The organism is Leclercia sp. 1548 (genome assembly GCF_050435045.1).
Taxonomy (GTDB): Bacteria; Pseudomonadota; Gammaproteobacteria; order Enterobacterales; family Enterobacteriaceae; genus Enterobacter; species Enterobacter adecarboxylatus.
This window is the reverse complement of record NZ_JBNDJP010000002.1, coordinates 672,891-696,021: the sequence shown is the minus strand read 5'-3', so window position 1 is coordinate 696,021 and position 23,131 is coordinate 672,891. Positions and strand designations below refer to the sequence as shown.

At 56.5% G+C, this 23,131-nt stretch carries 23 protein-coding genes; 13 read left to right on the top strand and 10 right to left on the bottom strand.

What is annotated here, in order from left to right:
- The first annotated feature begins 73 nt into the window (after nt 1-73).
- The 3 genes from minC to minE are packed head-to-tail and all read left to right on the top strand — an operon-like array spanning nt 74 to nt 1,875.
- Entirely contained in the window at nt 74-766 is a 693-nt protein-coding gene (gene minC, locus ABIE02_RS08575) for a septum site-determining protein MinC (RefSeq protein WP_032611471.1), read from the top strand.
- Between the two features lie 23 nt (nt 767-789).
- Nucleotides 790-1,602 (top strand): septum site-determining protein MinD, encoded by an 813-nt coding sequence (gene minD, locus ABIE02_RS08570; protein WP_223610241.1) that lies wholly within the window; start codon nt 790-792, stop codon nt 1,600-1,602.
- Between the two features lie 3 nt (nt 1,603-1,605).
- Nucleotides 1,606-1,875 carry a cell division topological specificity factor MinE gene (minE, locus tag ABIE02_RS08565; protein WP_032611475.1) on the top strand — a complete coding sequence of 90 codons (270 nt, stop codon included), beginning with the start codon at nt 1,606-1,608 and terminating at the stop codon, nt 1,873-1,875.
- Nucleotides 1,876-1,965: 90 nt separating this feature from the next.
- Here the strand turns inward: minE and rnd are convergent, their stop codons facing one another.
- From rnd to ABIE02_RS08540, 5 genes are all read right to left on the bottom strand, one after another.
- Nucleotides 1,966-3,093 (bottom strand): ribonuclease D, encoded by a 1,128-nt coding sequence (gene rnd / locus ABIE02_RS08560; RefSeq protein WP_098946244.1) that lies wholly within the window; start codon nt 3,091-3,093, stop codon nt 1,966-1,968.
- A 74-nt stretch (nt 3,094-3,167) separates the two neighbouring features.
- On the bottom strand, nt 3,168-4,853 hold the full coding sequence (gene fadD / locus ABIE02_RS08555) for a long-chain-fatty-acid--CoA ligase FadD (RefSeq protein WP_072250878.1): 1,686 nt from the start codon (nt 4,851-4,853) through the stop codon (nt 3,168-3,170).
- 204 nt (nt 4,854-5,057) lie between these two features.
- Nucleotides 5,058-5,642, bottom strand: a complete 585-nt coding sequence (locus tag ABIE02_RS08550; RefSeq protein WP_336994514.1) for a Slp family lipoprotein — start codon at nt 5,640-5,642, stop codon at nt 5,058-5,060.
- Nucleotides 5,643-5,679: 37 nt separating this feature from the next.
- A complete protein-coding gene (tsaB, locus tag ABIE02_RS08545; protein ID WP_103792063.1) occupies nt 5,680-6,375 on the bottom strand; it encodes a tRNA (adenosine(37)-N6)-threonylcarbamoyltransferase complex dimerization subunit type 1 TsaB in 696 nt (231 codons plus the stop codon).
- A gap of 66 nt (nt 6,376-6,441) precedes the next feature.
- Complete coding sequence (locus tag ABIE02_RS08540; RefSeq protein WP_117385407.1) at nt 6,442-8,352, bottom strand: ATP-dependent DNA helicase; 1,911 nt, start codon at nt 8,350-8,352, stop codon at nt 6,442-6,444.
- 127 nt (nt 8,353-8,479) lie between these two features.
- Here ABIE02_RS08540 and ABIE02_RS08535 point away from each other — a divergent pair, with 127 nt between their 5' ends.
- Complete coding sequence (locus ABIE02_RS08535; RefSeq protein WP_032611486.1) at nt 8,480-8,824, top strand: RidA family protein; 345 nt, start codon at nt 8,480-8,482, stop codon at nt 8,822-8,824.
- 5 nt (nt 8,825-8,829) lie between these two features.
- On the opposite strand, the gene ABIE02_RS08530 is transcribed toward ABIE02_RS08535, so the two are convergent.
- Nucleotides 8,830-9,015 carry a YoaH family protein gene (locus ABIE02_RS08530; RefSeq protein WP_032611488.1) on the bottom strand — a complete coding sequence of 62 codons (186 nt, stop codon included), beginning with the start codon at nt 9,013-9,015 and terminating at the stop codon, nt 8,830-8,832.
- A 61-nt stretch (nt 9,016-9,076) separates the two neighbouring features.
- Here ABIE02_RS08530 and pabB point away from each other — a divergent pair, with 61 nt between their 5' ends.
- From pabB to ABIE02_RS08510, 4 genes are all read left to right on the top strand, one after another.
- Nucleotides 9,077-10,429, top strand: coding sequence for an aminodeoxychorismate synthase component 1 (gene pabB, locus ABIE02_RS08525; protein WP_144837123.1), 1,353 nt, complete (start codon nt 9,077-9,079; stop codon nt 10,427-10,429).
- 3 nt (nt 10,430-10,432) lie between these two features.
- Nucleotides 10,433-11,011 (top strand): CoA pyrophosphatase, encoded by a 579-nt coding sequence (locus tag ABIE02_RS08520; RefSeq protein WP_032611493.1) that lies wholly within the window; start codon nt 10,433-10,435, stop codon nt 11,009-11,011.
- A gap of 183 nt (nt 11,012-11,194) precedes the next feature.
- Complete coding sequence (gene sdaA, locus ABIE02_RS08515; protein ID WP_059307653.1) at nt 11,195-12,559, top strand: L-serine ammonia-lyase; 1,365 nt, start codon at nt 11,195-11,197, stop codon at nt 12,557-12,559.
- A 164-nt stretch (nt 12,560-12,723) separates the two neighbouring features.
- Complete coding sequence (locus tag ABIE02_RS08510; protein ID WP_336994513.1) at nt 12,724-14,316, top strand: EAL domain-containing protein; 1,593 nt, start codon at nt 12,724-12,726, stop codon at nt 14,314-14,316.
- Here ABIE02_RS08510 and yoaE read toward each other — a convergent pair whose 3' ends face one another.
- Together yoaE and ABIE02_RS08500 are read right to left on the bottom strand one after the other, a co-directional pair.
- Entirely contained in the window at nt 14,317-15,876 is a 1,560-nt protein-coding gene (gene yoaE / locus ABIE02_RS08505; RefSeq protein ID WP_032611501.1) for a CNNM family cation transport protein YoaE, read from the bottom strand.
- Nucleotides 15,864-16,022, bottom strand: coding sequence for a protein YoaL (locus ABIE02_RS08500; protein WP_371320486.1), 159 nt, complete (start codon nt 16,020-16,022; stop codon nt 15,864-15,866). The genes yoaE and ABIE02_RS08500 overlap by 13 nt, the downstream gene beginning before the upstream one ends.
- A gap of 316 nt (nt 16,023-16,338) precedes the next feature.
- On the opposite strand from ABIE02_RS08500, the gene manX reads away from it, so the two are divergent.
- The 5 genes from manX to mntP all read left to right on the top strand — a co-directional run bounded on the left by manX (nt 16,339) and on the right by mntP (nt 20,491).
- Complete coding sequence (gene manX / locus ABIE02_RS08495) at nt 16,339-17,313, top strand: PTS mannose transporter subunit IIAB (RefSeq protein ID WP_144837118.1); 975 nt, start codon at nt 16,339-16,341, stop codon at nt 17,311-17,313.
- A 46-nt stretch (nt 17,314-17,359) separates the two neighbouring features.
- A complete protein-coding gene (locus tag ABIE02_RS08490; RefSeq protein ID WP_032611504.1) occupies nt 17,360-18,157 on the top strand; it encodes a PTS mannose/fructose/sorbose transporter subunit IIC in 798 nt (265 codons plus the stop codon).
- Between the two features lie 12 nt (nt 18,158-18,169).
- On the top strand, nt 18,170-19,021 hold the full coding sequence (locus tag ABIE02_RS08485) for a PTS mannose transporter subunit IID (protein WP_032611505.1): 852 nt from the start codon (nt 18,170-18,172) through the stop codon (nt 19,019-19,021).
- 57 nt (nt 19,022-19,078) lie between these two features.
- Complete coding sequence (locus ABIE02_RS08480; protein ID WP_032611507.1) at nt 19,079-19,537, top strand: DUF986 family protein; 459 nt, start codon at nt 19,079-19,081, stop codon at nt 19,535-19,537.
- Nucleotides 19,538-19,927: 390 nt separating this feature from the next.
- Entirely contained in the window at nt 19,928-20,491 is a 564-nt protein-coding gene (gene mntP, locus ABIE02_RS08475) for a manganese efflux pump MntP (RefSeq protein ID WP_032611566.1), read from the top strand.
- Here mntP and rlmA read toward each other — a convergent pair.
- Together rlmA and ftsI are read right to left on the bottom strand one after the other, a co-directional pair.
- Entirely contained in the window at nt 20,488-21,303 is an 816-nt protein-coding gene (rlmA, locus tag ABIE02_RS08470) for a 23S rRNA (guanine(745)-N(1))-methyltransferase (protein ID WP_059307651.1), read from the bottom strand. The two genes, mntP and rlmA, sit on opposite strands and share 4 nt — an antisense overlap.
- Before the next feature lie 66 nt (nt 21,304-21,369).
- Nucleotides 21,370-23,088, bottom strand: a complete 1,719-nt coding sequence (ftsI, locus tag ABIE02_RS08465) for a peptidoglycan glycosyltransferase FtsI (protein WP_032611512.1) — start codon at nt 23,086-23,088, stop codon at nt 21,370-21,372.
- Between the last annotated feature and the right edge of the window lie 43 nt (nt 23,089-23,131).

The window sequence follows — 23,131 nt, the reverse complement described above, 5'->3', positions numbered from 1 at the left end:
TATAACATGCCTGATACTCTTCGGAATATCACGGCGCACAGGTCGTGGTAAAAGCAAATTGAGTAAGGCCAGGATGTCAAACACGCCCATCGAGCTTAAAGGCAGTAGCTTCACCTTATCAGTGGTTCATTTGCATGAAGCAAAACCCGAGGTTATTCGTCAGGCGTTAGAAGACAAAATTGCGCAGGCGCCCGCATTTCTTACCCATGCGCCGGTGGTCATCAACGTCAGCAGCCTTGAGGCGCCGGTAAACTGGCACCATTTGCAACAGGCGGTCTCCGCTACCGGCCTGCGAATTGTGGGCATCAGCGGCTGTAAAGACGCTGAACTGAAAGCCGAAATCGATCGTGCGGGTCTTCCGTTGCTGAACGAAGGCAAAGACAAAGCTCCGCGCGCCGAACCCCCTGCTCCACCAGAACTCCCTGTTACTCCTGTCACAAAAACGCGATTGATTGATCTGCCCGTGCGTTCCGGTCAGCGTATTTATGCGCCAAACTGTGACCTGATTGTGACCAACCACGTCAGCGCTGGGGCGGAGCTGATCGCGGATGGCAATATCCATATTTATGGCTCAATGCGAGGCCGTGCGCTGGCGGGTGCCAGCGGCGATCGCGATGCGCAAATTTTTTGTACCCACCTGGAGGCGGAGCTGGTCTCCATCGCAGGGGTTTACTGGCTGAGTGATAACATCCCGGCCGAATTTTCTGGCAAAGCGGCACGTCTGCGGCTGGCAGACAACGCTTTGACCGTTCAACCGTTGAATTGATCCCTTTTTAACAAGGAATTTCTATGGCACGCATTATTGTTGTTACTTCGGGTAAAGGAGGCGTTGGCAAGACCACCTCCAGCGCGGCCATCGCTACTGGTTTGGCCCAGAAGGGAAAGAAAACCGTCGTTATCGATTTCGATATCGGCCTGCGTAACCTTGACCTGATTATGGGTTGTGAACGCCGCGTGGTGTACGATTTTGTGAACGTGATTCAGGGTGACGCCACGCTGAATCAGGCAATGATTAAAGATAAACGTACCGACAACCTCTATATTCTTCCCGCTTCGCAGACGCGCGACAAGGATGCCCTGACCCGTGAAGGCGTGCAAAAAGTGCTCGATGAGCTGAAAAAAATGGACTTCGATTTCGTGGTCTGTGACTCACCCGCAGGCATCGAAACGGGCGCGCTGATGGCGCTCTACTTCGCCGACGAAGCGATCATCACCACCAACCCGGAAGTGTCGTCCGTACGTGACTCCGACCGTATTTTAGGGATCCTCGCCTCGAAATCCCGCCGTGCGGAAAATGGCGAAGAACCGATTAAAGAGCACCTGCTGCTGACCCGTTATAATCCGGGTCGTGTCAATAAAGGTGATATGCTGAGTATGGAAGACGTGCTGGAGATCCTGCGCATTAAACTGGTTGGCGTCATCCCGGAAGATCAATCCGTGTTGCGCGCGTCTAACCAGGGTGAGCCGGTTATCCTCGATGCTAACGCAGACGCCGGTAAAGCGTATGCGGATACGGTAGATCGTCTGCTCGGAGAAGAACGTCCTTTCCGCTTCATCGAAGAAGAGAAGAAAGGTTTCCTCAAACGCCTGTTCGGAGGATAAGTTATGGCATTACTGGACTTTTTTCTCTCGCGGAAAAAAAGCACCGCTAACATCGCAAAAGAGCGTCTGCAGATCATCGTGGCAGAACGCCGCCGCAGCGACGCGGAACCGCATTACCTGCCACAGCTGCGCAAAGATATTCTGGAAGTGATCTGTAAGTATGTGCAGATTGACCCGGAAATGGTCACTGTGCAGCTGGAGCAAAAGGACGGGGATATCTCGATTCTGGAGCTAAACGTGACCCTGCCGGAAGCGGAAGAGTCGCGTTCATAATTGAGCGCATTGCCGGGCGGCAGGTTGTTTGCCCGGCCCAGCGTTTGTAACCCCGGCAAGCCTGGCGCCGCCGGGGGTTACAGACCGCAATTATTGCGGATACTCTTCCAGCAAGGCGTTCAGGCGAGCGGCCATCAGTTCCCCACGCCAGCCTGCCATCAATTCTGGCGTACCGTTCTGCGGTTTCAGCTTCCAGTGCGCGTTCAACAGCTGGTTAATCTGACGGCGTGAGGCCAGCAGCTCAGCACTCACTTTGCTCTCCGCTGCCACTTCCTGAACCAGGGCTTTAATCGCCTTGAACGCTTTGCGATAGCCCGGCATATCCATCAGGTTCAACAGCGGCTCCGGCAGCGCCTCATCCGGCAATGCCTGCGCTTTCGCCACCAGTGCCAGCAGGGTTTTGCCGTGGAAGCGGATCTCCGAACCGGAAAGCCCGATGCTGTCCAGCTCGCCCAGACTGCCCGGCATATACCGCGCTACCGCCCACAGATGCTCTTCACGCACCACAAAGTTCACCGCCAGGTCACGCTCCCGCGCCTTGCGCAGACGCCAGTCGGCCAGTAGTTGCAGACAGGCCAGCTGGCGGGTGCGCAGCTGCCAGGCGTTGTTGATATCGCGCCAGGCCTCTTTTGGATCGGTGGTCTCCTGACGACGCAGCTGCGTCATGCGACACTCATTCAGGGCGGCAGGCAACCAGCCGGAGGCTTCAGCCTCTTTCATCAGCTGACCGGCAATCGGCAGCAGGTAAAACACATCCGCCGCCGCGTAATCCAGCTGGCGTTCCGTCAGCGGGCGCGCCAGCCAGTCGGTGCGGGATTCGCTCTTGTCGATAACCAGCCCGGTATACTCTTCCACCATGGCGGCAAAACCCCAGGAGAGCGGGCGCCCGGCAAAGGCGGCAAGGATCTGGGTGTCGATCAGCGGTTCCGGCATAATGCCGAAGGTATTGAGGAAAACTTCCAGATCTTCACTGCCGGCATGCAGGTATTTGGTGATGGCGGTATTCAGCAACAACTCGCGCATTGGCGCCCAGTCGGTGATCCCCAGCGGGTCGATAAGCGACACATGTTTACCGTCATACATCTGGATCAGACCCAGCTGCGGATAATAGGTGCGGGTACGCACAAACTCGGTATCCAGCGCGATGGCGGGGGCGTCACGGGTGACATCGCACAGCGAAGCCAGCTCGTCGTTGGTAGTGATCATCTGGTAATTCAAATCATATTCTCTTTGGTTTGCGCCCATAAAAAAACGCTGGCATGGCCAGCGTCTTGGGGTGACTAACACGAAGCTCAGGCTTTATTGTCTACTTTGGCGCGTGCTTCGTCACGTAATTCTCGTCGTAATATCTTCCCGACGTTCGATTTTGGCAGTTCATCGCGAAACTCCACCAGTTTCGGCACTTTGTAGCCGGTCAGCTGGCGACGGCAGAAGGTGATCAGCGCCTCTTCGCTGAGGTCAGGATCTTTTTTCACCACAAAGATTTTCACCGTTTCACCGCTGCTGCCCGCCGGAACGCCCACCGCAGCCACTTCCAGCACGCCATTGTGCTGCATCACCACATCTTCGATCTCGTTCGGATAGACGTTAAACCCGGAGACCAGGATCATGTCTTTCTTACGATCGACGATACGCAGGAAGCCTTCGTCGTCCATCACCGCGATATCCCCGGTGTGCAGCCAGCCGTCCTTAATGATTTCATCGGTGGCGTCCGGGCGCTGCCAGTAGCCCAGCATCACCTGCGGCCCTTTCACGCACAGCTCGCCCGGTTCGCCATGCGGCACTTCGTTATCCTCGTCATCCACCAGTTTGGCTTCAGTGGAGGGCACCGGCAGGCCAATGCTGCCACTGTGGTAATCGATATCGTGCGGGTTCACGCTCACCAGCGGGGCGCACTCGGTCAGGCCATAGCCCTCCAGCAGATACTGGCCGGTGAGCTTCACCCAGCGTTCCGCCACCGCCTGTTGCACCGGCATCCCGCCGCCCGCCGACAGATGCAGAGTCGAGAAATCAAGCTGCTGGAACTCTTTGTTGTTCAACAGGGCGTTGAACAGCGTGTTTACCCCCGTCATGGCGGTAAAAGGATATTTCGCCAGCTCTTTCACCAGGCCCGGAATGTCGCGCGGGTTGGTGATCAGGACGTTCTGCCCGCCCAGCTCGATAAACAGCAGGCAGTTCATGGTCAGCGCGAAGATGTGATAGAGCGGCAGCGCGGTGATCACCAGCTCTTTGCCGCGATGCAGCAGCGGGCCGTAGGTGGCGTTCACCTGCTCGAGGTTCGCCAGCATGTTGCGGTGGGTGAGCATCGCCCCTTTCGCAACCCCGGTAGTGCCGCCGGTGTACTGCAGGAAGGCCAGATCCTGGGACACCACTTCCGGTTTCACGTACTGCATCCGGTAGCCGTTGTGCAGCGCCCGGCGGAAGGAGATGGCGTCCGGCAGGTGATATTTTGGCACCAGACGTTTAACGTACTTGACGACGAAGTTAACCAGCGTCCCTTTCGCAGTGGAGAGCTGATCGCCCATCCGGGTGAGAATGACGTGTTTGACCTGCGTCTTATCGACCACTTTTTCCAGGGTGTGCGCGAAGTTTGAGACAATCACAATCGCCGCCGCGCCGCTGTCGTTCAGCTGGTGCTCCAGCTCACGCGGGGTGTAGAGCGGGTTGACGTTAACCACGATCATCCCGGCGCGCAGGATGCCAAACAGTGCCACCGGATACTGCAGCAGATTAGGCATCATCAATGCTACCCGATCGCCTTTTTTCAGGCCTAAACCCTGTTGCAGGTAGGCCGCAAATGCCCGGCTGCGCTCTTCCAGCTTACGGAAGGTCATCACCTCGCCCATATTCACAAACGCAGGCTGATCGGCGTAGCGCGTGACGGAATGTTCAAACAGTTCAACCAGGGATTGATAACGGTCAGGATTTATCTCTGCAGGCACATCCGCAGGATAACGGTTAAGCCAAACCTTCTTCACTACATCACCTCTGAAATGCGTGTTCGTCGTCATCACAGCCCCGGTTAATAAACAAGTCGTTAACATAATATTAACTCAGCGTACCAGTTTATTAATTGTCCGGATTTAAGGTTGCGAAGCGCGTCACTATTTATTTTTGTTATAACCGTGGAAAAAACGAAACAGCGGCCTGGCCGCTGTTTCTTATTCAATAATAACAGTCACTTACTCTGTTACTACTGTCCGAACCTGAGCGGGTCCGGGGCCGTAAGCTGGCCAGCCACCGTAACCATAGCCATACCGCCAGGGATGCGGTCCCCAGTACCAGGGATCGACCGGCGGCGGCATCATCACCTGCTGCACCACTCGCCAGCGTTTATAGCCGTTGGTCTGCAGGACCATAAATTTGTACGGCGTGTTGCCAATTTTGCCCTGCTCCGCGCCGGCGATCGTACCGACTACGGTGATCAGCTGACCACGGAAGTCCACCGGGTCGAGGAAACCATTCACATCGGCATAGATGCGTCCGCGCGAGGCGTCACCCAGAAGCGGCCGCGCACCGCTGTCCAGCGGAACGGTGGCGATTTCCAGACGGGTTTTCCCCTGCTGGTTGAAGACCTCCACCACTTTGCCGCCGAAGCGTGCTTCCTGGCCGACATACAGTTCTGGGGCATTCATTACCCGGACCAGATCCTGCTGCGGCGTAGGGCTGCTGCCCTTGATCGCATCAGGGACAGAGACACATCCTGTTAATGCCAGGGCCAGCGCCCCGACGGTCAGCAGACGAACTACATATTTTTGAACCGCCATGATGCGACTCCTTTTTCTCAGGCTCTGATACTGAGATTCACTCCCGGCCTGGAAGTTTCTTCCACGCTACGGTGTTTCGCAAATAAACCGGTTCGGCCTTCTCGACCGCCACGGTATTACCTGCGGCCAGCAGTTGACGGGCGATAGGCAGCATATCTTCCGCGGCAGGCAGCAGCACCTTGCCATCCACCAGCGTCAGGCCGCTCTCTTTTGCCATCTCCGGCCACGCTGGCCAGCCGGTTCCGACGGTTGCCCACTCGCCGGAAAGCTGCTTCATGCGCTCGCCCGCCGCTTCCGGCGTAAGTACAGCTTCGCTCTCTTCACCGTGCCATACGCCCTGCTCATCGCGGGTGTACTCTGCCCAGTAGACTTCGCCCATTCGGGCGTCGATGGCGGCCAGCACGCGAGTCGCTCCGGTATTACGCCAGGCGCCCTCGGCCATAGTGGCGAGCGTCGAGACGCCAATCATCGGCAGTTCGGCACCCAGCGCCAGCCCCTGGGCAATGCCAATACCGATGCGCACGCCGGTAAAACTGCCGGGGCCACGGCCATAGGCCAGGGCATCGAGATTATTCAGGGAGGTGTTGCCTTCGGCGAGGATCATCTTCACCAAAGGCAGGATACGTTGGGTATGTTCCCGGGGGCACTCTTCGAAATGAGCACAGAGTTTACCGTCGTTCCACAGGGCAACAGAGCAGGCCTCTGTAGCGGTATCAATAGCCAGAATTCGCATGTGTTGTCGCGCTCTCGCAAGGGTCAGTCACAAAAAGGCGCGCATTTTAACACACCCGTCAGTAAATTACTCCGCCTCAGACGCCGCCAGGAAGCGCACCGCGCGATCGATATCCCGGGTGCGCGGTGCCGGCGGCAGGCTGGCGATAAAAGTAGCCCCGTACGGGCGCATCACCAGCCGGTTATCGCAGATCACCAGTACCCCGCGATCGTCCACGTCGCGGATCAGACGCCCCACTCCCTGCTTAAGGGTGATAACCGCGTCCGGGAGCTGCACCTCGTCAAAGGGATCGCCACCGCGCAGGCGGCAATCTTCCATGCGCGCCTTCAGCAGTGGATCGTCCGGCGAGGTAAAGGGCAGTTTGTCGATGATCACCAGCGACAGGGCGTCGCCGCGCACGTCCACCCCTTCCCAGAAGCTGCTGGTCGCCACCAGCAGGGCGTTGCCTGCCGTGACAAACTGTTGCAACAGCTGCCCTTTGCTTGTTTCACCCTGCAACAGCACCGGCAGGGTCATGGTGGCCCGGAACTGCTCCGCCAGGTCACGCATCATGGCGTGCGAGGTACAGAGCATAAAGCAGCGGCCGTTATTGGCCTCGATCATCGGTTTGAGCATGGCCGCCAGATGGCGGGCGGCGCCGGGCTGATTAGGCAGCGGCAAATTACGCGGCACGCAGAGCAGCGCCTGGGTGGCGTAATCAAAGGGGCTGGGCAGGAGCAGGGATTTCGCTTCTGTGATGCCGAGACGTTCGGTGAAGTGGTGCAGATCGTCGTTGACCGACAGCGTGGCGGAGGTAAAGATCCAGCTGCCCGGTTTCTGGGCCATCACTTCCTTGAACTTATCGGCCACCGTGAGCGGCGTCAGGGCAAGGGTAAAATGGCGTGAATTGCATTCATACCAGTAGCTATAGCCTGGCTGGTTAAACTCTTTCAGCCGCTTCAGGCGGGCACGGTACAGCGTGGCGCGCTCGAAGGCGGCATCCAGCAGCGCCGAGCGGCCGAGAGAAAGCTTCGCCACGTCGTAACAAAGCTCCAGCGCATCGTCGAGCAGCAGCAGCGCACGCTGGATATGCTGATCGGCCAGCACTTCGCGCAGATTGCCGCGATAGCCTGGATCGCCCAGCTGCATGCGGAAATCCTGCGTGCTTTGCGCCAGGCGGTCGCCGCACTTCTGCAGCTGCTGGGTATCTTTCAGTTCAGTGCGGTAGGCGATGGTGAAATCTTTCGCCAGGTCCAGCAACTGGCGGCTGGAGAGGGACTGGCCGAAATACTGGCTGGCGATATCGGGGAGCTGATGGGCTTCATCGAAAATCAATACGTCGGCCTCGGGGATCAGCTCGCCAAAGCCACCCTCCTTCACCACCATATCCGCGAGGAACAGATGATGGTTGACCACTACCACGTCGGCATCCATCGCCGTTTTACGCGCTTTGACCACGAAACAGTCTTTATATAACGGGCAGTCGCTGCCGAGACAGTTATCATTGGTGCTGGTGACCAGCGGCCAGACGGCAGAATCTTCCGCCACATTGGCGCAGGTGCTGATGTCCCCGTCGAGGGTCTGGTTGGCCCAGCTGCGCAGAATGATCACATCACTGAGGGTCTGCACCGGCAGATCGCCTCCCGCCAGCGCCTGTTGTTCGAGACGTTCAATACAGAGGTAGTTAGAGCGCCCTTTCAGCAGGGCCAGGCGGCCTTTGTATTTGAGGGCTTTGGCCACGGTGGGCAGATCGCGACTGTAAAGCTGATCCTGCAACGCTTTTGAGCCGGTGGAGATGATCACTTTCTTTTTGGCGCGCAGCGCGGGCGCGAGATAGGCATAGGTTTTACCGGTGCCGGTTCCTGCTTCTACCACCAGCGGCTGGGCGCTGTCGATGGCATCGGCTACCGCGTGCGCCATCTGTCGCTGCGGCTCGCGCGGCTTAAAACCGGGAATTGCCTTTGCTAATTGTCCGTCTGCTGCGAAATCGTCTGCCACTCTGCCCCCTGTATTTTTGCACAGGGGATTATGTCAGGCCGCTCGTCCTGGCGCCAGTCGAGAGTGACGCAGGCAAAACAATATGGCAGTCTTGCCTGCTGAAACAGACATTCATAAGGAAACCTGTATGACAATTGTGCGCATTGATGCCGAAGCCCGCTGGTCAGATGTTGTGATCCACAACCAGACCCTGTACTACACCGGCGTACCGGCGAATCTCGATGCTGAGGCCTATGAGCAGACCGCCAATACCCTGGCGCAGATCGACGCGGTGCTGGAAAAACAGGGCAGCGACAAGTCCCGCATTCTGGATGCGACCATTTTCCTTGCCAGCAAAGACGATTTTGCGGCGATGAACAAAGCCTGGGATGAGTGGGTGGTGGCCGGTCACGCGCCTGTACGCTGCACGGTACAGGCGACGCTGATGAAACCGCAGTATAAGGTTGAGATTAAGATTATCGCCGCGGTGTAAGCGCGTTACTCTTCTTCATCCTCATCTTCAAAGCGCGCCACGATCCGCTCGCCGGTATGGGTGGCGCGCAGCTCCTGTGCCACCTGAGAAATCGCCTGTCCGCTGCTCATCCCCTGGGACATCAGCTCCTGAATACGCTCGACGGCCTTTTGCTGCTGGTCGTGGCTCAGTGAAGGTAAACCTGCAAACATCGTCAACTCCTGCTAAATTATCAGCGCTAATTATTTCACGCTGCCCGGTAGTCTACCACCCATGAACCCGTTATCCCCCACTGTTTTGACATTACCCTGGCGCACGGACGCCGCAGAATTCTGGTTCGCGCCAATAAGCCATCTCCCCTGGGCAATGCTGCTGCACTCCGGCCATGCGGATCATCCTTACAGTCGCTTTGACATTCTGGTGGCCGACCCGCGCACGACGCTGGTGACCCATGGCGCGGATACCCTGATTGACGGTGTTCACTCGGACGCCTGCCCGTTGAGTTTGCTCCAGCAGGCGCTTGATGAGATGGGCCTGCCCTGCACGCCGAATCCGGCCCTGCCCTTCCAGGGTGGCGCGCTGGGGTTGTTTGGCTACGACCTTGGCCGCCGCTTTGAAAAGCTGCCGGAACGGGCCGAGCGCGATATCACCCTGGCAGACATGGCTGTCGGCCTGTACGACTGGGCGATCGTGGTCGATCATCAACAGCAAAGCGTCTCGCTGGTGTGCCATGGCGATGCCGGAGCCAGGCTGGCGTGGCTGGAATCACATCGCGCCCCCGCCACGGTGCCCGCGTTCCGGCTCACCTCCGGCTGGCAAGCCAATATGACGGCGGCGGAATACCGGGAAAAATTCGATCGCGTGCAGGCCTTTTTGCACAGCGGCGACTGCTATCAGGTGAATCTGGCCCAGCGTTTTCAGGCCAGCTATGAGGGCGACGAGTGGCAGGCCTTTACCCGGCTGAATGCCAGCAACCGCGCCCCGTTCAGCGCCTTTTTACGCCTTGAAGAGGGGGCCATTTTAAGTCTTTCGCCGGAGCGTTTTATCCATCTGGCGGAGGGCGTCATCCAGACCCGGCCAATCAAAGGCACCCTGCCGCGGCTGGCGGAGGCAGATGCCGATCGCCAGCAGGCAGAAAAGCTCGCCACCTCGCCGAAAGATCGCGCCGAGAACCTGATGATCGTCGATCTGATGCGAAACGACATTGGCCGGGTGGCGGCACCAGGAAGCGTGCGGGTGCCGGAGCTGTTCGTGGTGGAGCCTTTCCCTGCTGTGCATCATCTGGTCAGCACCATTACCGCCCGGCTGCCGCCTGCGCAGACCGCGTGCGATCTGCTGCGTGCCGCCTTCCCGGGCGGGTCGATTACCGGCGCGCCTAAAGTGCGGGCGATGGAAATTATCGACGAGCTGGAGCCACATCGCCGAAACGCCTGGTGCGGCAGTATCGGCTATCTCAGCCTGTGCGGCGGGATGGACACCAGCATTACTATTCGCACCCTGACGGCGGTGGCCGGACAGATCTACTGTTCCGCAGGCGGCGGACTGGTGGCTGACAGCCAGGCGGCGGCGGAATATCAGGAAACCTTTGATAAAGTGAATCGTATTCTGCAACAACTGGAGAGCTAACTGGTGGATACCCGCGACCTGACCCTCGACAACTTTTTATCGCGTTTTCAGCTTTTGCGCCCGCAGGTGAACAGCACCTCATTGAATCAGCGTCAGGCGGCGGTGTTAATCCCGGTGGTGCGTCGGGAGCAACCGGGTCTGCTGCTGACCCGTCGTTCCTCGCAGATGCGCAAACATGCCGGTCAGGTGGCGTTTCCTGGCGGCGCGGTGGATAGCACCGACGCGTCGTTGATTGCCGCAGCTCTGCGCGAGGCGCAAGAAGAGGTGGCGATCCCGCCGCATAAAGTCGAGGTGATTGGTGTCCTGCCACCGGTGGACAGCGTGACCGGTTTTCAGGTGACGCCGGTTGTCGGGATTATCCCACCAAATTTGCACTACCATGCCAGCGTTGACGAAGTGGAGTCGGTATTCGAAATGCCATTGGCGGAAGCCCTGCGTTTGGGTCGTTATCATCCCCTGGATATTCAACGCCGTGGCCACGATCATCGGGTGTGGCTCTCGTGGTATCAGCATTATTTTGTCTGGGGCATGACCGCGGGAATTATTCGCGAGCTGGCGCTACAGATCGGCCTGAAACCTTGACTATACTTTACATTCGGCTCTTTTTTACTCCTTTGCGATCCGCCTCCCGCTATTAGTTAATCCCGTCTTAGCCATTAGTTTAATTCATGTGAATAGTTAAGCTGACGACGGGCTTCCCTCTTACACTATGCGAAGTTATTACATCGTTACTGGAAAACTGGTAACCCTGTCAGGAGTGTTAAAGTGATTAGTATATTCGACATGTTCAAAGTGGGGATTGGTCCCTCTTCTTCCCACACTGTCGGGCCAATGAAGGCCGGTAAACAGTTCGTCGATGACCTGGTCGAAAAAGGATTACTGGACAGCATTACTCGTGTGGCTGTGGACGTTTACGGTTCACTGTCATTAACGGGTAAAGGCCACCACACCGATATCGCCATTATTATGGGTCTGGCCGGAAATATGCCGGACACCGTAGATATTGACGCCATTCCGGCGTTTATCCGCGACGTGGAAACGCGCGGTCGTCTGCTGCTGGCCAATGGCCGGCAGGAAGTGGATTTCCCGCAGGACGACGGCATGCGTTTTCGCAGCGACAACCTCTCGTTGCATGAAAACGGGATGCAGATCCACGCCTTTAACGGCGATAAAGTGGTCTACAGCAAAACCTATTACTCCATCGGCGGCGGCTTTATTGTCGACGAAGAGCATTTCGGTAAAGACACTGCGGGCGACGTGAACGTGCCTTACCCGTTCTCGTCAGCAAAAGAGATGCTGGATTACTGCAAAGAGACCGGCCTGTCCCTCTCTGGCATGGTGATGCAGAACGAACTGGCGCTGCACAGCAAAAAAGAGATTGAAGACTATTTTGCTAACGTCTGGCAGACCATGCGTGCCTGTATCGATCGCGGCATCAACACCGAAGGCGTGTTGCCTGGCCCGCTGCGTGTACCGCGTCGTGCTTCTGCCCTGCGCCGGATGCTGGTCACCACCGATAAGTATTCCAACGATCCGATGAATGTGATCGACTGGGTCAACATGTTTGCCCTGGCGGTGAACGAAGAGAACGCCGCGGGCGGACGTGTCGTGACGGCACCGACCAACGGTGCCTGCGGTATCGTTCCGGCGGTACTGGCCTACTACGATCACTTTATCGAATCGGTTAGCCCGGACATCTACATCCGCTACTTCCTCGCCGCGGGCGCGGTGGGTGCGCTGTATAAGATGAACGCCTCTATTTCCGGCGCCGAAGTGGGCTGTCAGGGTGAAGTTGGCGTGGCCTGTTCGATGGCGGCGGCCGGTCTCGCTGAGCTGCTGGGCGCCAGCCCGGAACAGGTGTGCGTCGCCGCAGAGATCGGCATGGAGCATAACCTCGGTCTGACCTGCGACCCGGTTGCCGGTCAGGTGCAGGTGCCTTGCATCGAACGTAACGCCATTGCCTCGGTGAAAGCCATCAACGCCTCACGCATGGCCATGCGCCGCACCAGCGAACCGCGCGTCTCGCTGGATAAGGTGATCGAAACCATGTATGAAACCGGCAAAGACATGAACGCCAAATACCGCGAAACCTCTCGCGGCGGGCTGGCGATCAAGGTGCAGTGCGACTAATCCTCTGACGACGTCCCTGCAACTATTGTCTTTCATACCCTTTTCGCCCATCTGATACGGATGGGCGAATTTCATGAACTTTTCTCGTTACCTGAAATAATGCCCACTACACTACCTGAGTTGCCACGGGCATTCACGCCAGTGGCTTTTCGGGTGGCCGTGGCATGCAAACAGCTCACAGGATAATTACCAATTATCGCCGCAAACGGATTATCGTCTGCCTGGTGTTGTCACTTACTACCCTCGTTTGCACGCTAATTATTGGCTTTATTTCACAGCGCAATTTAAATCAGCAATCTACCGCCGCCTTCGTGTCACATGCGGTTGAAACGCTGGATAAGATCCTGCAGCCTCTGGAGACCGGGCGCGACGTGGTGCAACCGCTGATCGGCCTGCCCTGCATGGAGGTCAATTTCTTACTGCGTAAACAGGCCGCCTCCCTGCAAACCGTGCGCTCGATTGGCCTGATCAAAGACGGCATTCTCTACTGTTCCAGCATGTTCGGCGAACGCGATATTCCCATCAGCCAGTTCCAGCCCCAACTGCCCGCCTCCCAACCTTTACTGTTTCTCACTACCGATGAGGCCCTGCTCCAAGGCAGCCCGGTGCTTATTCAGTGGTATCCGGTGCCCGGCGAAGGTGACGATGGGGTCATGGAAATTGTCAATATCGAGCTTATTGCCCGACTGCTGCTGGAGCCAGAGCTGCCGATCATCAACGACGTCAACCTCAGCGTGGGCGGAAAACATCTGAATCATGACCGCCAGCTCTCGGATGCGCTGGTGTTTGACAGCGACCAGACGGTGTATCAGCAGGCCTCCGGCAATTTCCCTTTCACCATTACCGTGAACGGCCCCGGCCCGACGGACCTGGCGCTGAGAAGCCTGCCCTCACAGCTGCCGCTGGCGGTGATACTCACCATGCTTGTGGGGTATATCGCCTGGCTTGCCACTGCCAGTCGGATGAGTTTTACGCGAGAGATCAATTACGGGCTGGCGACCGGTGAGTTCGAGCTGTTTTGCCAGCCGCTGATCGATGCCCAAAAGCAGGATTGTGCCGGGGTGGAAATTCTTCTGCGCTGGAATAACCCGCGGCAGGGGTGGATTTCTCCGGATATCTTTATTCCGCTGGCAGAGGAGCATAACCTGATTGTCCCCCTCACCCGCTACGTGCTGATCGAAACCGTCAACCATCTGCCGATATTCCCCACCGTGTCGGGTTTTCATATTGGCATTAACGTGGCGGCCAGCCACTTTCGCGACGGGGTGCTTCTCCACGACCTGAACCACGTCTGGTTCAGCGCCCAGCCAGCACAGCAACTGGTGATTGAACTTACCGAGCGCGATACCCTGCTGGAGATGGATTACAACATTGTGGAGGCACTGCATCAGAAAGGGGTCAAGCTGGCGATCGATGATTTCGGCACCGGCAACAGCTCGCTCTCGTGGCTGGAAAAACTCAATCCTGAGGTGCTAAAAATTGATAAATCCTTCACCGCCGCTATTGGCACCGATGCCGTTAATTCGACGGTGACGGATATTATTATTGCCCTCGCTCAACGCCTGAACATTGAGCTGGTGGCGGAGGGGGTGGAGACCTGCGACCAGGCCAGCCATCTTCGGCTGCACGGCGTGGAGTTTCTGCAGGGGTTCCTGTATGCACGGCCAATGCCACTGCGGGATTTCCCGCAGTGGCTGGCAGAGAGTTCACCTCCGCCAGCCACGCACAACGGGACGATGATGCCGCTATTACCCTGATTACTCTTCTTCGTCGTGGGCAGATTGCTCTTTAACAATGCGCACCAGGTCAACGCGGTAATCATTAGCGGTCACGATCGTTATCTTCAGCGGCGGTAATTCGAGAACATCACCAGTACGCGGGATTTGACCGTTAACGGCAATCACCAGACCGGCCACCGTCGCAATATCCTCATCGTGGTTGGTCAGATGTTCCAGACCCAGCGTATGTTGCAGGGCATGCAGGTCGGTGGTGCCTTTGACCAGCCAGCCATCACCGTCATTGATGATTTCTGGCGTTTCGTCAGCATCCGGGAACTCACCGGCAATCGCTTCCAGTACGTCCAGCGGCGTAACCAGACCCTGTACCACGCCAAACTCGTTGGTCACGATAACAAAGCTACCCCGGGCACGGCGCAGTACGCCAAGCAGGTTGATCGGGTCGAGGGTTTCTGGCACCACAATGGCAGGCGACGCGGCGGCAATGGCTTCAACGTTTGCCCCCTCTTCCAGCGCCACCAGCATCTCTTTGGCGCGCACAACACCAATGATCTCATCCAGCTCACCGCGACACACCGGGAACAGGCTATGCGGGGAGGAGAGCAGCTGCTGGCGGATTTCTTCCACGCTCAGACTAGCGTCAACCCAACTGATCTCGCCGCGCGGGGTCATGATCCCGCGCAGGGAGCGCGAGGCCAGCGACAGAACGCCGTTGATCATATAACGCTCTTCTTCCACAAAGGCGCCTTCCGGGACCGGAACCGGAACATGGTTATCGCTGTCCTGCTGGGCTTTGGCTTCACGGCGGCCCCCCATCAGACGCAGGATCGCATCAGCGGTACGGGCACGCAACGGCTGGTTCGACTGCTGGCGAATAAAGTTGCGACGGGCAATCTGGTTAAACATCTCTATAATGATGGAGAAACCAATTGCGGCGTACAGATAGCCTTTCGGAATATGGAAGCCGAAACCTTCTGCCACCAGGCTCAGACCAATCATCAGCAGGAAGCTCAGACAGAGCACCACCACGGTCGGATGCTGGTTGACGAATCGTGTCAACGGCTTCGAGGCGAGCAACATCACCGCCATCGCAATGATCACGGCGGCCATCATCACCGGCAGATGGTTCACCATACCGACAGCGGTAATCACCGCGTCGAGGGAGAAGACGGCATCCAGCACCACAATTTGCAGTACCACCACCCAGAAGCTGGCGTAGCCTTTACCGTGTCCGTCATCATGCTGGCGGTTTTCCAGCCGTTCATGAAGCTCGGTTGTGGCTTTGAAGAGCAGGAATATCCCCCCCAGCAGCATGATCAGGTCACGCCCTGAGAAGGTGAAATCGAATGCGGTGAACAGCGGTTGCGTCAGCGTCACCATCCAGGAGATGACCGACAGCAGCGCAAGACGCATGATCAGCGCCAGTGACAGGCCAATTAAGCGTGCTTTATCTCGTTGTTTAGGCGGAAGTTTATCGGCAAGGATAGCAATAAACACCAGGTTATCGATGCCGAGAACGATCTCAAGCACAACCAGCGTGAGCAATCCTACCCAGATTTGCGGGTCCATTAAGAATTCCATGACAAGCTCCTGCTAAAGGAATGGCAAAACGGCGCCACGACAGATTCGGGCGAAACGGTAAAAGGCGTAAACAGTGAGTGGCGTGAATAGCCGGTAAGGCTGGCCAGAGTTGGCCGGATGTGTGACTGGCGTCGGTGACGGTCCATACAGTGGGCTACTGCCCAATACTCCTGACAAGTAAACGGAAGCTAAACATATCAGAGACCTGGGCTTTGTGGCAAAGATTTACTTTCCTTTGCAAACAGATGTTTCCGTGCTTATTTCGATCACAGAAATATCTGGTTGGCTTAGGCTAAATTACGGATCTTCATCACATAAATTATTTTTTCACTGTCTAAAATAAATCGCGTAAGTCTTAGTTCATTGAACTCTAACCCTTATCTGAATCGATTCGTTCTTTCGAAGATGATCACTAATGCCTCACTCGTGCGGGGCATTAACGATAATAAAAGGAGGTAGCAAGTGACTATTGCTATTGTTATAGGCACACATGGTTGGGCTGCAGAGCAGTTACTTAAAACCGCAGAAATGCTTTTAGGCGAACAGGAAAACGTCGGCTGGATCGATTTCGTTCCCGGTGAAAACGCCGAGACACTGATAGAAAAATACACGGCTCAACTGTCCAGACTGGATACCAGCAGCGGCGTATTGTTCCTTGTTGACACATGGGGAGGCAGCCCGTTTAACGCCGCCAGCCGCATTGTGGTCGATAAAGAGCAGTATGAGGTGGTCGCCGGGGTCAATATTCCGATGCTGGTTGAAACCCTGATGGCACGCGACGATAACCCAACCTTTGACGAGCTGGTTGCGCTGGCGGTCGAAACCGGTCGCGAAGGCGTGAAAGCGCTGAAAGCGAAACCGGTTGAGGTCGCAAAAGCCGCACCCGTTGCCGCCGCAGCGGCTGCGAAACCCGCCGCCCAGCAAAAGCCGATGGGTCCGAACGATTACATGCAGATTGGCCTGGCACGTATTGACGACCGTTTGATTCATGGTCAGGTTGCGACCCGCTGGACCAAAGAGACCAACGTGCAGCGCATCATCGTGGTCAGCGATGAAGTGGCCGCCGATACGGTCCGTAAAACCCTCCTCACCCAGGTAGCGCCGCCGGGCGTGACCGCCCACGTGGTGGACGTTGCCAAAATGATCCGCGTTTATAACAACCCGAAATATGCGGGTGAACGCATCATGCTGTTGTTTACCAATCCGACAGACGTTGAACGCGTTGTCGAAGGCGGCGTGAACATTACGTCCGTCAACATTGGTGGTATGGCGTTCCGTCAGGGTAAAACCCAGGTGAACAATGCGATTTCAGTCGATGAGAAAGATATCGAAGCCTTTAAAAAACTCAATGCCCGCGGTATTGAGCTCGAGGCTCGTAAAGTTTCCACCGATCAGAAACTGAAAATGATGGATTTGATCGGCAAAGTCGGGAAATAACCCTGCGCTGATTTTCACATAAAGCTTATGTCATAGGAGAAGTACAATGGAGATTACCACTCTTCAGATTGTGCTGGTGTTCGTCGTCGCTTGTATAGCGGGTATGGAATCCGTACTTGATGAATTTCAGTTTCACCGTCCGCTGGTTGCCTGTACGTTAATCGGTGCCGTTCTCGGGGATATGAAAACCGGTATCATCATCGGTGGTACCCTGGAAATGATCGCCCTCGGCTGGATGAACATCGGTGCCGCCGTGGCCCCGGATGCGGCGCTTGCCTCCATCATCTCTACCGTTCTGGTTATTGCCGGCCATCAAAACATCGGTGCCGGTATCGCGCTGGCTATTCCACTGGCAGCTGCAGGTCAGGTTCTGACCATCATCGTGCGTACCATCACCGTTGCGTTCCAGCATGCGGCTGACAAGGCAGCGGAGAATGGCAACCTGACGGCGCTCTCCTGGATCCACGTCTCGTCCCTGTTCCTGCAGGCGATGCGTATTGCTATCCCGGCGGTTATCGTGGCGATCTCTGTCGGCACCAGTGAAGTGCAGAGCATGCTGAACGCTATTCCAGAGGTGGTTACCGGCGGTCTGAACATTGCAGGTGGCATGATCGTGGTGGTGGGTTATGCGATGGTCATCAACATGATGCGCGCAGGCTACCTGATGCCGTTCTTCTACCTCGGCTTTGTTACCGCGGCATTTACCAACTTCAACCTGGTTGCACTGGGCGTGATTGGTGCGGTAATGGCTATCCTCTACATCCAGCTCAGCCCGAAATATAACCGCGTAGCCGGTGGTGCACAGGTTGCTGGTAATAACGATCTCGATAACGAACTGGACTAGCAGGTGAGCGACATGGTTGATATGACTAAAACTACCCCTCAGAAAAAACTGACTCCAGGGGATATTCGTGGCGTGTTCATCCGTTCAAACCTGTTCCAGGGTTCATGGAACTTCGAACGTATGCAGGCGCTGGGCTTCTGCTTCTCGATGGTGCCGGCGATCAAACGTCTGTACCCGGAAAACAACGACGCGCGTCGTCAGGCGATTAAGCGTCACCTGGAATTCTTCAACACCCACCCGTACGTCGCGGCCCCGGTACTGGGCGTAACGCTGGCGATGGAAGAGCAGCGTGCGAACGGTGCTGAGATCGACGATGGTGCCATCAACGGTATCAAAGTGGGTCTGATGGGGCCACTGGCAGGCGTTGGTGACCCGATCTTCTGGGGGACTGTACGTCCGGTCTTTGCAGCGCTGGGTGCGGGTATTGCCATGAGCGGTAGCCTGCTTGGTCCTCTGCTGTTCTTTATCCTGTTCAACGTGGTACGTCTGGCGACCCGTTACTACGGCGTGGCGTACGGCTACCGTAAGGGCGTGGATATCGTTCAGGATATGGGCGGCGGCTTCCTGCAAAAACTGACCGAGGGGGCGTCAATCCTCGGCCTGTTTGTCATGGGGGCGTTGGTGAACAAGTGGACGCACGTCAACATCCCGCTGGTGGTGTCAACCATCACCGGCCAGGATGGCCAGACGCGCGTGACCACGGTACAAACCATCCTTGACCAACTGATGCCGGGCCTGGTGCCGCTGCTGTTGACCTTCGCCTGTATGTGGCTGCTGCGCAAGAAGGTGAATGCGCTGTGGATCATCGTCGGCTTCTTCGTTATCGGTATCGTGGGTTACGCTATCGGTCTGCTGGGTCTGTAAGTTTTTGCTGAATACACCGGGGGCAAGTATGCCCCCGTTTTTTTATCTGGAGGATGAATGACGGTCACGGACATCGTACTGGTTGTCTTTATTGCTGCCCTTCTGGCGTATGCCATTTACGACGAATTGATCATGCCCCGCCGCAACGGTACGACCTTGCTCACGATCCCCCTGCTGCGTCGCGGCCGCGTTGATGGTGTCATCTTTGCTGGCCTGCTGATGATCCTGATTTATAACAACGTGATGAGCCAGGGTGCTTTATTAACCACATGGTTATTATGTGCACTGGCATTAATGGCCTTTTATCTGTTCTGGATGCGGGTGCCGAAAATAATCTTCAAACCTGCTGGGTTCTTTTTCGCCAATGTCTGGATAGAATATAACCGCATTAAAGAGATGAATTTATCAGAAGACGGCGTACTGGTGATGCAATTAGAGCAGCGACGCCTGCTTATCCGGGTAAAGAATATCGACGATCTCGAGAAGATATATCACTTACTCGTTAAAACTCAATGAGTTAAAATAATAGCCTTGGCTATATTTGGATGTGGGTTTTACCCTGCCTTATAGCCAAAGCTATATTTCTTTTGTGAATACACGCCATATTCTTAACGTTATTTTCACAACAGCATCCAAATGAAAATCGTTATCATCGAATAGAACGAATAATACTTTCCGGTTGTTGTTTTAACTTCTCAAAATATGTTAAGGTTGCGCCCGTCGTTGGGGAGTAGCCGATTTCCGGTATGCCGGAAATGTACGTGTCAACATACTCGTTGCAAAACGTGGCACGTACGGATTGTTTCTGCGTCAGGCAGAGGGATCAGGCGAGACCATAGACGCATCAACTGCTGTTTACTGGGGGCAGTGATGTGTCATATGGATATTCCCGGTCTGGACGCGCTGATGAACCTCTCTGCAACACTTCTTCTGGCCTTTGGTATGTCTATGGATGCTTTTGCCGCCTCCATGGGGAAAGGCGCCACGCTCCACAAACCCAAATTCTCTGAAGCCCTGCGTACCGGCCTTATCTTTGGCGCTATCGAAACCCTGACGCCGCTGATCGGCTGGGGTCTGGGGATGCTTGCCAGCCAGTTCGTGCTGGAATGGAACCACTGGATCGCCTTTATCCTGTTGACTTTCCTCGGCGGACGTATGGTTATCGAAGGTATTCGCAATGATGTCGGTGACGACGAGCCGGTTCAGCGTCACGGCTTCTGGCTGCTGGTCACCACGGCGATCGCCACCAGCCTTGATGCAATGGCGGTAGGCGTCGGGCTGGCGTTCCTGCAGGTGAACATCATTGCCACCGCGCTGGCCATTGGTTGCGCGACCTTAATCATGTCCACCCTGGGGATGATGGTCGGCCGGTTTATCGGCCCGCTGTTAGGCAAACGCGCCGAGATCCTCGGCGGTATCGTGTTAATCGGTATTGGCGTGCAGATTATGTGGAGCCACTTCGCCGGTTAACCGACGCGCTGCCAGCAGTGGATGCTAAAATCTGTCTGGCAGCTGAAAAGTTCCTGTTTTGCCAGCGTCTCCCACACTTCTGGTTTTGCCCGCCACGCGAACGGCGTCATCTGTAACAGCGCCACTGCCTCAGTTCCGCTCAGGGACATGTTATAAGCCAGCGATTGCTCATCCCGAAGTACAAAGCCTGCCAGTTGCTCCGAGTGCGGCGCATGCAGCAGAACCTCATTGTAAATCAGCCCTTTCAGCTCCATCAGGTGACGTGGACCTGGCGTAACGGTGATCACCCAGCCCCCCTCTTTCACTACCCGGGCTAACTCTTCGCCTTTGCAGGGGGCGTAGATACGGATCACCGCATCCATACTGCTCTGTTCAAACGGCAGACGGTGGCTGGATGCCACGCAAAAGGTGGCCTGCGAATAGCGTTTGGCTGCAGCGCGGATGGCGGATTTTGAGACATCCAGCCCGAAGGTCGACGCGCCTTTTTCCCGGGCGGTGTCGGCAAAGGCGGCGGTGTAATACCCTTCCCCACAGCCAATATCGAGAATTGATGTCGCCCCTGCAGGTAATAACGCCGCCAGCTTCCCGGCAACTTCGTCGCGCAAAGGCTGATAATGACCCGCATCGAGAAAGGCTCTGCGCGCCTGCATCATCTCTGCGCTGTCGCCCGGATCGCGCGAACGCTTATGCTGTACCGGCAGCAGATTGACATAGCCCTCTTTCGCCATATCGTACCGATGCCCTTGTGGGCAGGCGTAACTTTTATCCGTATGCGCCAGCGGCGCGTGGCAAAGAGGACAGCAGAATGTCATGGGAACTCCGGGCAATCATAAAGGGCGAAAGTGTACCGCTAATCGCCCCGCTGTAAAACGCCTTGCTTAACGCATTACGATGAGATGGCTGGAATCGGCCGGTAATCCATCAGGTTTGATGTTTTCGATGCGCAGCACGTCACCCATAATCTGGCTGAACACGGGCGCAGAGACCGCCCCGCCGTAATAGGCCCCGTTTTGTGGATCGTTAATGACCACCGCCAGGGCGAAGACAGGCCGGCTGGCTGGTGCAACACCGGCGGTATAGGCCACATATTTATCAACATAGTTGCCGCGGTCATCGATTTTCTTCGCGGTGCCGGTTTTCACCGCTACGCGGTAATCACGCACTGCTGCCTTAACCCCGCCGCCGCCAGGCAAGGCCACGCTCTCCATCATGTGCTCCACCTCCTGCACAATAGATGCTGGCATCACCTGCGTGCCGATCACCGGCGGATCAATACGAGTAATGGAGAGTGGACGTTCCAGGCCATTGCCGCCAATGGTGGCATAGACATGCGCCAGCTGAAGCGGAGTTACCATCAGGCCATAGCCAAACGCAAAGGTAGCGCGATCGAGCTGGCTCCAGAATTTACGCTCAGGCAGCAGGCCGCTGCTCTCCCCTGTTAATCCAAGGCCGGTAGAGCGACCAAAACCAAACCCATGATAGGTGTCCAGCAGACGCTGGATCGGCATTGCCAGTGAGAGGCGGGACACGCCGGTATCGCTCGATTTTTGCAGGATGCCGGTTAGCGTCAGTTCCGGGTAGTAACCGACGTCGCGAATGCGGTGTCCGGCCAGAGTATAGGGATGGGTGTCGATAACACTGTCTGGCTGCACCAGCCCTTGCTGTAACGCGGTCATCAGCACCAGTGGCTTGACGGTGGAACCAGGTTCAAAGGTGTCGCTGATGGCGCGATTACGAAAATCATTCAGCGTGGCACCGTCACGGTTATTGGGATTGAAATCCGGGAAGTTGGCCATAGCGAGGATCTCCCCGGTCTGGATATTGATCAGCACCGCCGCGCCCGATTCCGCTTTGTTCCACGCCACGGCATTGTCCAGCGCATCTTCGGTGATAGTTTGCAGCCGCTCGTCAATACTCAACTGAATATTATGGGCCGGTACGGGCGGAACTTCGGTAATATTCTCAATCACATGACCGTAGCGATCTTCGCGGACGCGTCGCAGGCCGGGCTTACCGGTCAACTGCGCATTAAAGCTTTTCTCTATTCCTTCAATACCCTGCCCGTCGATATTGGTAAAGCCGATAAGATTGGCCGCCACGTGCCCGGCCGGGTAGAAGCGCCGGGACTCATCGCGCAGGCTGATACCCGGTAGATGGAGCTTATCGATCCACTGGGCCTGGGCAGGATCCACCTGGCGAGCCAGATAGATAAAACGCCCCTGCGGATTGCTGTTGATTCGCGCGGCAAGGTTGGGAAGGGACAAATGCAGCGCACTGGCTAACGCCTGCCAGCGATTATCAAATCCGACCCCACCTTTCGCCAGCACCGTTTTCGGATCGGCCCACACTGCCTGCACCGGCACGCTCACCGCCAACGGCCGCCCCGCCCTGTCGACTATCATTCCTCTCGGAGCGTTAATCGCGACTTCCCGCAGGGAGCGCATATCCTCCTGCTTAACGAGGGGATCCGGTTTCACAATCTGCAGCCAGGCGACGCGCCCGAGCAGGAAAACCAGGCTGCCAAGAATGGCGACACACAGAAGGGCAAAACGTAACGGGGTGAAGTTTGCTGCGGGATTGACGGGTTTCTTTTTCACCAGAACTCCAGGGCTGAATAACAACGCCCTGATTTAACGGCAA

What these genes read in the sequence shown, in the direction of transcription:
- minC (WP_032611471.1), top strand. Translation starts at nt 74, where the DNA reads ATGTCAAACACGCCCATCGAGCTTAAAGGCAGTAGCTTCACCTTATCA.
- minD (WP_223610241.1), top strand. Translation starts at nt 790, where the DNA reads ATGGCACGCATTATTGTTGTTACTTCGGGTAAAGGAGGCGTTGGCAAG.
- minE (WP_032611475.1), top strand. Translation starts at nt 1,606, where the DNA reads ATGGCATTACTGGACTTTTTTCTCTCGCGGAAAAAAAGCACCGCTAAC.
- ABIE02_RS08550 (WP_336994514.1), bottom strand. Translation starts at nt 5,642, where the DNA reads ATGGCGGTTCAAAAATATGTAGTTCGTCTGCTGACCGTCGGGGCGCTG.
- tsaB (WP_103792063.1), bottom strand. Translation starts at nt 6,375, where the DNA reads ATGCGAATTCTGGCTATTGATACCGCTACAGAGGCCTGCTCTGTTGCC.
- ABIE02_RS08535 (WP_032611486.1), top strand. Translation starts at nt 8,480, where the DNA reads ATGACAATTGTGCGCATTGATGCCGAAGCCCGCTGGTCAGATGTTGTG.
- ABIE02_RS08530 (WP_032611488.1), bottom strand. Translation starts at nt 9,015, where the DNA reads ATGTTTGCAGGTTTACCTTCACTGAGCCACGACCAGCAGCAAAAGGCC.
- pabB (WP_144837123.1), top strand. Translation starts at nt 9,077, where the DNA reads ATGAACCCGTTATCCCCCACTGTTTTGACATTACCCTGGCGCACGGAC.
- ABIE02_RS08510 (WP_336994513.1), top strand. Translation starts at nt 12,724, where the DNA reads ATGCAAACAGCTCACAGGATAATTACCAATTATCGCCGCAAACGGATT.
- yoaE (WP_032611501.1), bottom strand. Translation starts at nt 15,876, where the DNA reads ATGGAATTCTTAATGGACCCGCAAATCTGGGTAGGATTGCTCACGCTG.
- ABIE02_RS08500 (WP_371320486.1), bottom strand. Translation starts at nt 16,022, where the DNA reads ATGGACCGTCACCGACGCCAGTCACACATCCGGCCAACTCTGGCCAGC.
- ABIE02_RS08490 (WP_032611504.1), top strand. Translation starts at nt 17,360, where the DNA reads ATGGAGATTACCACTCTTCAGATTGTGCTGGTGTTCGTCGTCGCTTGT.
- ABIE02_RS08485 (WP_032611505.1), top strand. Translation starts at nt 18,170, where the DNA reads ATGGTTGATATGACTAAAACTACCCCTCAGAAAAAACTGACTCCAGGG.
- ABIE02_RS08480 (WP_032611507.1), top strand. Translation starts at nt 19,079, where the DNA reads ATGACGGTCACGGACATCGTACTGGTTGTCTTTATTGCTGCCCTTCTG.
- mntP (WP_032611566.1), top strand. Translation starts at nt 19,928, where the DNA reads ATGAACCTCTCTGCAACACTTCTTCTGGCCTTTGGTATGTCTATGGAT.
- rlmA (WP_059307651.1), bottom strand. Translation starts at nt 21,303, where the DNA reads ATGACATTCTGCTGTCCTCTTTGCCACGCGCCGCTGGCGCATACGGAT.